Annotated in this window: 7 protein-coding genes; 5 read left to right on the top strand and 2 right to left on the bottom strand. The window is 62.9% G+C overall.

Annotated features, from left to right (window positions below; all coding sequences use genetic code 11):
• The first annotated feature begins 329 nt into the window (after window positions 1-329).
• Entirely contained in the window at window positions 330-1,247 is a 918-nt protein-coding gene (locus FJ319_08430) for a hypothetical protein (protein MBM3934311.1), read from the top strand.
• A gap of 96 nt (window positions 1,248-1,343) precedes the next feature.
• The gene (locus FJ319_08425) at window positions 1,344-1,949 is read left to right on the top strand and encodes a sulfite oxidase-like oxidoreductase (GenBank protein MBM3934310.1); all 606 of its coding nucleotides are present in this window, start codon (window positions 1,344-1,346) and stop codon (window positions 1,947-1,949) included.
• A 94-nt stretch (window positions 1,950-2,043) separates the two neighbouring features.
• Here the strand turns inward: FJ319_08425 and FJ319_08420 are convergent, their stop codons facing one another.
• Window positions 2,044-2,241, bottom strand: coding sequence for a hypothetical protein (locus FJ319_08420; protein ID MBM3934309.1), 198 nt, complete (start codon window positions 2,239-2,241; stop codon window positions 2,044-2,046).
• Window positions 2,242-2,645: 404 nt separating this feature from the next.
• Between FJ319_08420 and FJ319_08415 the strand changes: the two genes are divergently transcribed.
• The 3 genes from FJ319_08415 to dnaK all read left to right on the top strand — a co-directional run bounded on the left by FJ319_08415 (window position 2,646) and on the right by dnaK (window position 5,578).
• Window positions 2,646-3,017, top strand: coding sequence for a MerR family transcriptional regulator (locus FJ319_08415; GenBank protein MBM3934308.1), 372 nt, complete (start codon window positions 2,646-2,648; stop codon window positions 3,015-3,017).
• Between the two features lie 71 nt (window positions 3,018-3,088).
• Window positions 3,089-3,676, top strand: coding sequence for a nucleotide exchange factor GrpE (locus FJ319_08410; GenBank protein MBM3934307.1), 588 nt, complete (start codon window positions 3,089-3,091; stop codon window positions 3,674-3,676).
• On the top strand, window positions 3,677-5,578 hold the full coding sequence (gene dnaK, locus FJ319_08405; protein MBM3934306.1) for a molecular chaperone DnaK: 1,902 nt from the start codon (window positions 3,677-3,679) through the stop codon (window positions 5,576-5,578).
• Window positions 5,579-5,677: 99 nt separating this feature from the next.
• Here the strand turns inward: dnaK and FJ319_08400 are convergent, their stop codons facing one another.
• Entirely contained in the window at window positions 5,678-6,805 is a 1,128-nt protein-coding gene (locus FJ319_08400) for an acetoin utilization protein AcuC (GenBank protein MBM3934305.1), read from the bottom strand.
• Between the last annotated feature and the right edge of the window lie 96 nt (window positions 6,806-6,901).

Below are 6,901 nucleotides of genomic sequence, written 5' to 3'. Positions count from 1 at the left end.
TTCCCAGTCCACAACTTGGGCTATCCTCTCCAATCGCTCGTTACGCCCAACCTGCTCGGGAAGGAACGCTTCGATCATGGACGGGTTTCCCATATTGCGGTGCATGGCTCACTCCATTTTGCTATATTTTCCTCGCACAGGTATGATTATCGCCTCTACCCCGGGTTATGCAAAGGTCTCCTCGGGGAGAGGCCTACGGGGCCTTGACCGTAGGGTGAGGGCTGGCTGCTCAGGATCGACCGCCCATCGCTACCTCCACCCACGCCAAACACCTCAACGGCCCCTTCTCCCGCAAGCTCAAAGAGGGCAAATTTGCAGTCAGCTTCGAGATGCTGCCGCCGCGCGGGACGGGCGAGAAGGTTGTCAAGTCCAGGATCGACGCCATCGCCGCGCTCGCCGCCTCCGGGCTCGCGGAAGCGGTGGATATAACCGACGGCTCGCGCGGGATACCGCTCATGCCGCCGGGCGACTTCATCTCGCTCGCCAGGCGTGGCCTCGGCGATGCCGCGGCGGGCATCGAGATGATTGCGCACTTCACGGGGCGCGACCTGAATACCATGGGCATCCAGGGCCGCCTGGTCGGCTACCACCATATGGGCATCCGGAATATCCTGTTCGTCACCGGCGACCCTCCCAATATGTCGCCCGGTTACCCCCGCTCCACGGCAGTCTTCGACCTGGACTCGGTGGAGATGGTGAGGCTGGCGCAGCAGTACCTGAACGCTGGCCTGGACTTCGGCGGGAGGCCGCTCAACCCAATCCGCACCTCTCCCGGCCCCGCGGGAGATGATGTCCGCCGCGGCGGACAGGTGAGGGACGGCACCGCGTTCACGGTGGGTAGCGGCTTCGAGCCTGAGGCGCTGGACGGGGAGCGGGAGTTGGGCCGCCTCCGGGCGAAGATCGACGCCGGCGCGGACTACATCATGACGCAGCCTGCCTTCCGCCACGAGCCGCTGGCGGCGATGGAGCCGTTCCGTCGCCAGGTCCCCATCCTCGTCGGCGTTATGGTGCTGACCAGCCTGGAGCAGGCGCGGCGGGTGGGCGAGACCCCGGGCGTTGTTATCCCCCAGGCCGTCTACGACCGCCTGGCCGCGTTTCAGCAGCCGGAGGACCAGGCGAAGGTGGGACGCGATATCGCCATTGAACACGCACAGTGGGTACGCGCCAACGGCTGGCCGGGGCTATACCTGATGTCGCCCTCCTCCACCGCCATGACAATAGAAGTGCTGAAGGCGCTCGCAGAATAAGAGTGCCGGAGAATCTCTGGCGGCCCACCCCGTATCTAACGTAGCGTAGAATAGGGCGTAGCGGCTGCGAGGGCCTTGTGAAAGGAGCGGACTACGATGCTGTTCAAGAAGCTCACCGGCACAAAGAAGGTGAAGCCTGACGCCGAAGGGCGTGTGGCCCCTCCGGGCCAGTACATCACGGATAAGTTCCCCGTGCTCACCTTCGGCTCAGTCCCGAAGATCGACCTCAAGACGTGGAAGTTCCGCGTCTTCGGCCTTGTGGACAACCAGTTCGAGCTTAACTGGGAGCAGTTCACGGCCCTCCCGAAGGTGACCATCGACTCCGAGTTCCATTGCGTGACGCAGTGGAGCCGGCTGGAGAATACCTGGGAGGGAATCGCCTTCAGCGAGCTCATGAAGCTGGCCGGGCCGAAGCCCGAGGCGAAGTACGTGATGGCCCACTGCTACGGCGGGTACACTACAAACCAGTCGCTCCAGGTTCTGATGGACGACGATGTACTGTTCGCGTGGAACCACGACGGCGAGCCGCTATCCACAGAGCACGGCGGCCCCTTGCGGCTGGTGGTGCCCAAGCGCTACGCCTGGAAGAGCGCCAAGTGGGTGAACGGTATTGAGCTCATGGCGAAGGACCGCCCGGGATTCTGGGAAGTCCGCGGCTACCACATGAACGGCGACCCGATCAACGAAGAGCGGTTCGGATAGAAAAACCAGTGCGGGCCGCCAGTACCGATTGGCGACCCGCACCTTCAGGGGGGAGGAGGAGAGAGTATTTTATCAATGCCGAAGCTGCGCCCCCTTACGCAACTTTGGCGACCTTAGCTTCTCTTGCGGACCTCTTCCGGCGCGACCTCACCAGCTCTGCTGAAAAGGTGTAGCGCTTCTTCTCGATGTCCTGCATGAGCCCACACTGCAGGCACTCCTTGTAATCTCCGTAGATATCGCCATTCGTCGTCATGTCCCCGCTACACCGCGGGCAGGCCTTGTAGATCAACATAGACACCTCCTTAATCTGTCCCCCTTGGGGTGGTGTCCACATCCTTTGAATCGCCGCTGTTGGTTTACGGCCTTGAACCTTTCAAAGTGGGTGAATCCCGTTACAAATAGTTAGACGCCTTTTCTCTTCAAAAGGTTCCAGCTTCCTGGCGCTGGCCTCAAGAGAGGATAACCACTTCGCCACAAGTGAGTTGACACGCCGCGTATCAAGTCATACACTGGAATCATGGACTTTGCGGAGAGTCCTTCTAGGACTCAAGCAATGGCTATAGCAATTAAAACGTGTTGCTCATCAAGGGGTTAGTGCGCTTGGAGGGCAATTTTTTCAAGATGCAAGAGAGGCCTGAAACGAGATTCGGACGCGACGATAAGGACAGGGGAGAGGCCACTCCGTCCGGGGAGCAGATGAGTCCCGAAGAGATGGAGGGGGTTTACATCATCAGCGTGGCGGCGCGCATCCTGGAGATGCACCCCCAAACGCTGCGGAAGTACGAGCGTGCGGGGCTCGTGTCGCCGTCCAGGACAGTCGGGATGCTCCGCCTCTACTCGGATGTGGACATCGCGCGGCTACGGCTGATAAAGCACCTTGTGAACGAGCTGGGGCTGAACCTGGCCGGGGTGCAAATGGTGCTGGACGTGTTCAACCACCTGGTCCGCCTGCAGGAGGTAGTCCCCAGCGTGGACGACAAGCGCCTGCGGCCGTTCATCAGCCAGGGGCTCGCGGAGCTATTTGAGCTCCTGCATGCCCACCGCGTGGGCCGACCGGAGCGCGAATAGCAGATCCGGCCGCCCTTTCGGGCCGCGCCGGACTTAACATAGATACAGAGAACTCTGCCGGAGGTTACGAAGTGTATAGTGGCGAGGGCCAGTCGCCCGGAGAGCCCAGGCCCGACGAGATGGAGGGCCAGGCCGCCCAGGGTGAGCAAGATACTCAATTGAAGGCGCAGATGGAAGAGGCGCTGCGGGAGAAGGACCAGTTCAGGTCCATCGCCCAGCGCGCGCAGGCCGACCTGATCAACTACCGAAAGCGCGCCGAGGAGGAGAAGTCCGAGGTCATGAAGGCGGGCAACAAGCGCCTTCTCCTCAAGGTGCTCCCCGTAGCGGACGACCTGGAGCGCGCAATCTCCATGGTCCCTTCCGGCGCCTCTGCGCCGGGCTGGGTCGAAGGGCTCCAGCTCGTCCATCGCAACTTGATGAACCTCCTGGATTCGGAGGGCGTCAAGCGCATAGATGCAAAAGGAAAGAAGTTCGACCCCTGGGAGTCCGAGGCGGTGCACTACATGGAGTCGCCGGACGCCCAGGAGGACACAGTCCTTGAGGTGGTCCGGCCCGGATACAAGTACAATAACCAGGTCCTGCGGGCGGCCCAGGTAATCGTCGCCAAAAAGCCCGAGCAACAGTCGAAGCCCGCAACGAATCAGGAGGAGAGAAGTTAAATGGCTAAAGTACTGGGCATAGATCTAGGCACGACAAACTCGTGCATGGCCATAATCGAAGCCGGCGAGCCGCGCGTGATCGAGAACGCGGAGGGCGCGCGCACCACCCCGTCGGTAGTCGCCATCAACCCCAAGACCGGAGAGCGATACGTCGGCCAGGCCGCCAAACGCCAGGCGATCACGAACCCGGAGAACACGATCTTCTCGATCAAGCGCTTTATGGGCCGCAAGCACGAGGACGACAGCGTCCAGCGGGATATGAAGCTTGTGCCGTTCAAGGTGGAGCGCCACTCCAACGGCGACGCCTACGTCCGCATGGGCGACAAGACTTACGCCCCGCCCGAGGTCTCCGCGATGATCCTTCAGAAGCTGAAGCAGGACGCGGAGGCAAAGCTGGGGGAGAAGATAACGCAGGCCGTAATCACCGTGCCCGCGTACTTCAATGACAGCCAGCGCAACGCCACCAAGGACGCCGGCCGAATCGCGGGCCTCGAGGTGCTCCGCATCATCAACGAGCCCACGGCCGCTGCGCTGGCCTACGGCCTGGACAAGAAAAAGGAAGAGACGATCGCGGTCTACGACCTGGGCGGCGGCACGTTCGACATCACGGTCCTCCGCATCGGCGAAGGCGTGTTCGAGGTGCTGGCCACCAACGGCGACACGCACCTGGGCGGCGACGACTTCGACCAGCGGATCATGGACTGGATCACCGATGAGTTCAGGAAGGACCAGGGCATAGACCTGAAAAAGGACCGCATGGCCCTCCAGCGCCTGCGCGAGTCTGCGGAGAAGGCCAAGATCGAGCTTTCGACGACGATGCAGACCGAGATCAACCTGCCGTTCATCACCGCGGACGCCTCAGGCCCCAAGCACTTGGTTATGGCGCTCACCAGGGCCAAGCTGGAGCAGCTCGTGGGCGACCTTATCCAGAAGTCCGTCGGCCCCTCCCAGCAGGCGCTCAAGGACGCCGGCGTGACGGCCAAGGACATCAACGAGGTCATCCTCGTCGGCGGCATGACGCGCATGCCTGCCGTGCAGAAGGCCGTCGTGGACCTGTTCGGGAAGGAGCCCCACAAGGGTGTGAACCCGGATGAGGTGGTGGCGGTCGGCGCGGCCATTCAGGCGGGCGTCCTGAAGGGCGAGGTGCAGGACCTGCTGCTGCTGGACGTGACTCCGCTGACTCTGGGCCTTGAGACTCTGGGCGGCATCAGCACGGCGCTGATCCCCAGGAACACAACTATCCCCACGGCCAAGACCGAGACGTTTACGACGGCCTCCGACGGCCAGCCGAGCGTGGGGGTCCATGTCGTGCAGGGCGAGCGCACGATGGCGGGGGAGAACAAGACGATCGGCCGCTTCACGCTTGACGGCATCCTGCCTGCGCCACGCGGCGTGCCGCAGATCGAGGTCACGTTCGACATCGATGCGAATGGCATCCTGAAGGTGTCCGCGAAGGACAAGGGCACCGGCCGCGAGCAGAAGATCACCATCACGGCCAGCTCCGGCCTGAGCAAGGACGAGATCGACAAGCTGGTTCGCGACGCGCAGTCCCACGCGGACGAGGACCGGAAGACGAAGGAGGAGATCGAGATCCGCAACCAGGCGGAGAACGCGGCCTACTCGGCCGAGAAGCTCCTCCGCGATAACGGCGACAAGGTGCCGGCGGACCTGAAGTCCGAGATCGAGAAGAAGGTCACCGAAGTGCGCGACGCCATCAAGGCGAACGACGCTTCGAAGATACGCTCGACGATGACCGAGCTATCGGCCGCTATGCAGAAGGTGGGCCAGGCCGTCTATAGCCAGCCCGGCGCGGACCCCACAGGCGGCCAGCAGGGCGGCCCCAGCGACGCCGGAAAGAAGGACGGCGACAACACCGTAGAAGGCGAGTTCCGCGAGGTGTAGGGGAGCGGGCGGCCACGTAACCACAGGATAATACCAGGGGACCCGAGTGACCGGGTCCCCTGTTGCGTTCATGGCAATCGCCGTCTCCGTGGCCCTCTACTAAGACCTTATCCCGTGCAACGGGAATATCAGGCGCTGGACGGCCTGGACGCTGCTCTGGGCGAAGGTGCGGGCGTCCGGCTGGACCTTTTCCAGGTGGGAGATGTCCTCGTGGTCCGTGAGGGTCTGCACGCCGTGTGCGTGGCGGTAGGGCATGGGCAGCTCGTCAGACACCTCTTCCTCAGCCATGATCGCGTAGGCCAGCGTCCACGCGCGGGCCACCGCCTGCAGATCGTACCCGCCCCCACCTAGCGCGAGCCACTTCGGCGCGAACGATCCCATCTCCGAAACCACCCGCCCGAAGCCCTGGACTGTGAGCGAAAGGTGCGTTATGGGGTCGTTGTAGTGCGAGTCGATGCCGAGCTGGCTCACGAGCACGTCCGGCCGGAACGCCTGTAACAAGGGGGGGACTGTCTCCATGAAGGCCCAGTAGTACACTTCGTCGCTGGTGTAGGGGTAGAGGGGCAGGTTGACCGAGTAGCCGCGGCCCTTGCCGGCGCCGAGCTCCTGCGGGTAGCCGGTGCCGGGGAATATGTACTGGCCGGACTCGTGGAGCGAGATCGTAAGTACCCGGTCGGTGTCGTAGAAGGCGTGCTGCACTCCGTCACCGTGGTGGCAGTCAATGTCTACGTACGCAACTTTTAGACCCCGGCGTACGAGCTCTTTGATGGCGATTACGGGGTCGTTGAACACGCAGAACCCGTACACGTAGGACGGCATTGCGTGGTGAAGGCCGCCGGAGATGTTAAGTACCGCATCGTGCCCCTCATCCAGCAGCAGATCCACGCCCCGGACGGAGCCGCCGGTGGAGAGGAGCGATGCCTCGTACATTCCTCGAAAAGGCGGGTTGTCGCCGGGCGCGAAGTTGTAGCGGCGCTGGTTGACGGAGGAGTCGCCGTTGCTGATGGCGCGGACGGCGGCGACGTAGTCCGGCGTGTGGAATCGCGTGATCTCATCGACTGTGGCCATGCGGGACGCCACAAGAGTCGAGCGGGGCGTCTCCAGCAGGCCATACTGGCCTGCGAGGTCGAAGGTATAGCGGAGGCGGACCGGCTTCATGGGATGGTCTTCGCTGAGGACGTGGTCCGCCATTGAGTCGTCGTAGATAAACGCGGTTCTTCTCGCCATTGGTGTCCTTTCGACCGAGTGGGAACGTGCCTAGATCTCAACCGCCGAGTCGTGGCCCGGCACGGAGATGTCCAGCCCCATCCGGCCCGCGAGGGC

This window comes from SAR202 cluster bacterium, from assembly GCA_016872355.1.
In the GTDB taxonomy this organism is placed as follows: Bacteria; Chloroflexota; Dehalococcoidia; order Lucifugimonadales; family VGZY01; genus VGZY01.
This window is presented reverse-complemented; position numbering and strand designations above follow the sequence as displayed.

Excerpts from the sequence above, each read along its gene's own strand:
- FJ319_08430 (MBM3934311.1), top strand. The coding sequence starts at position 330 with ATGCTGCCGCCGCGCGGGACGGGCGAGAAGGTTGTCAAGTCCAGGATC.
- FJ319_08425 (MBM3934310.1), top strand. The coding sequence starts at position 1,344 with ATGCTGTTCAAGAAGCTCACCGGCACAAAGAAGGTGAAGCCTGACGCC.
- FJ319_08420 (MBM3934309.1), bottom strand. The coding sequence starts at position 2,241 with ATGTTGATCTACAAGGCCTGCCCGCGGTGTAGCGGGGACATGACGACG.
- FJ319_08415 (MBM3934308.1), top strand. The coding sequence starts at position 2,646 with ATGAGTCCCGAAGAGATGGAGGGGGTTTACATCATCAGCGTGGCGGCG.
- dnaK (MBM3934306.1), top strand. The coding sequence starts at position 3,677 with ATGGCTAAAGTACTGGGCATAGATCTAGGCACGACAAACTCGTGCATG.
- FJ319_08400 (MBM3934305.1), bottom strand. The coding sequence starts at position 6,805 with ATGGCGAGAAGAACCGCGTTTATCTACGACGACTCAATGGCGGACCAC.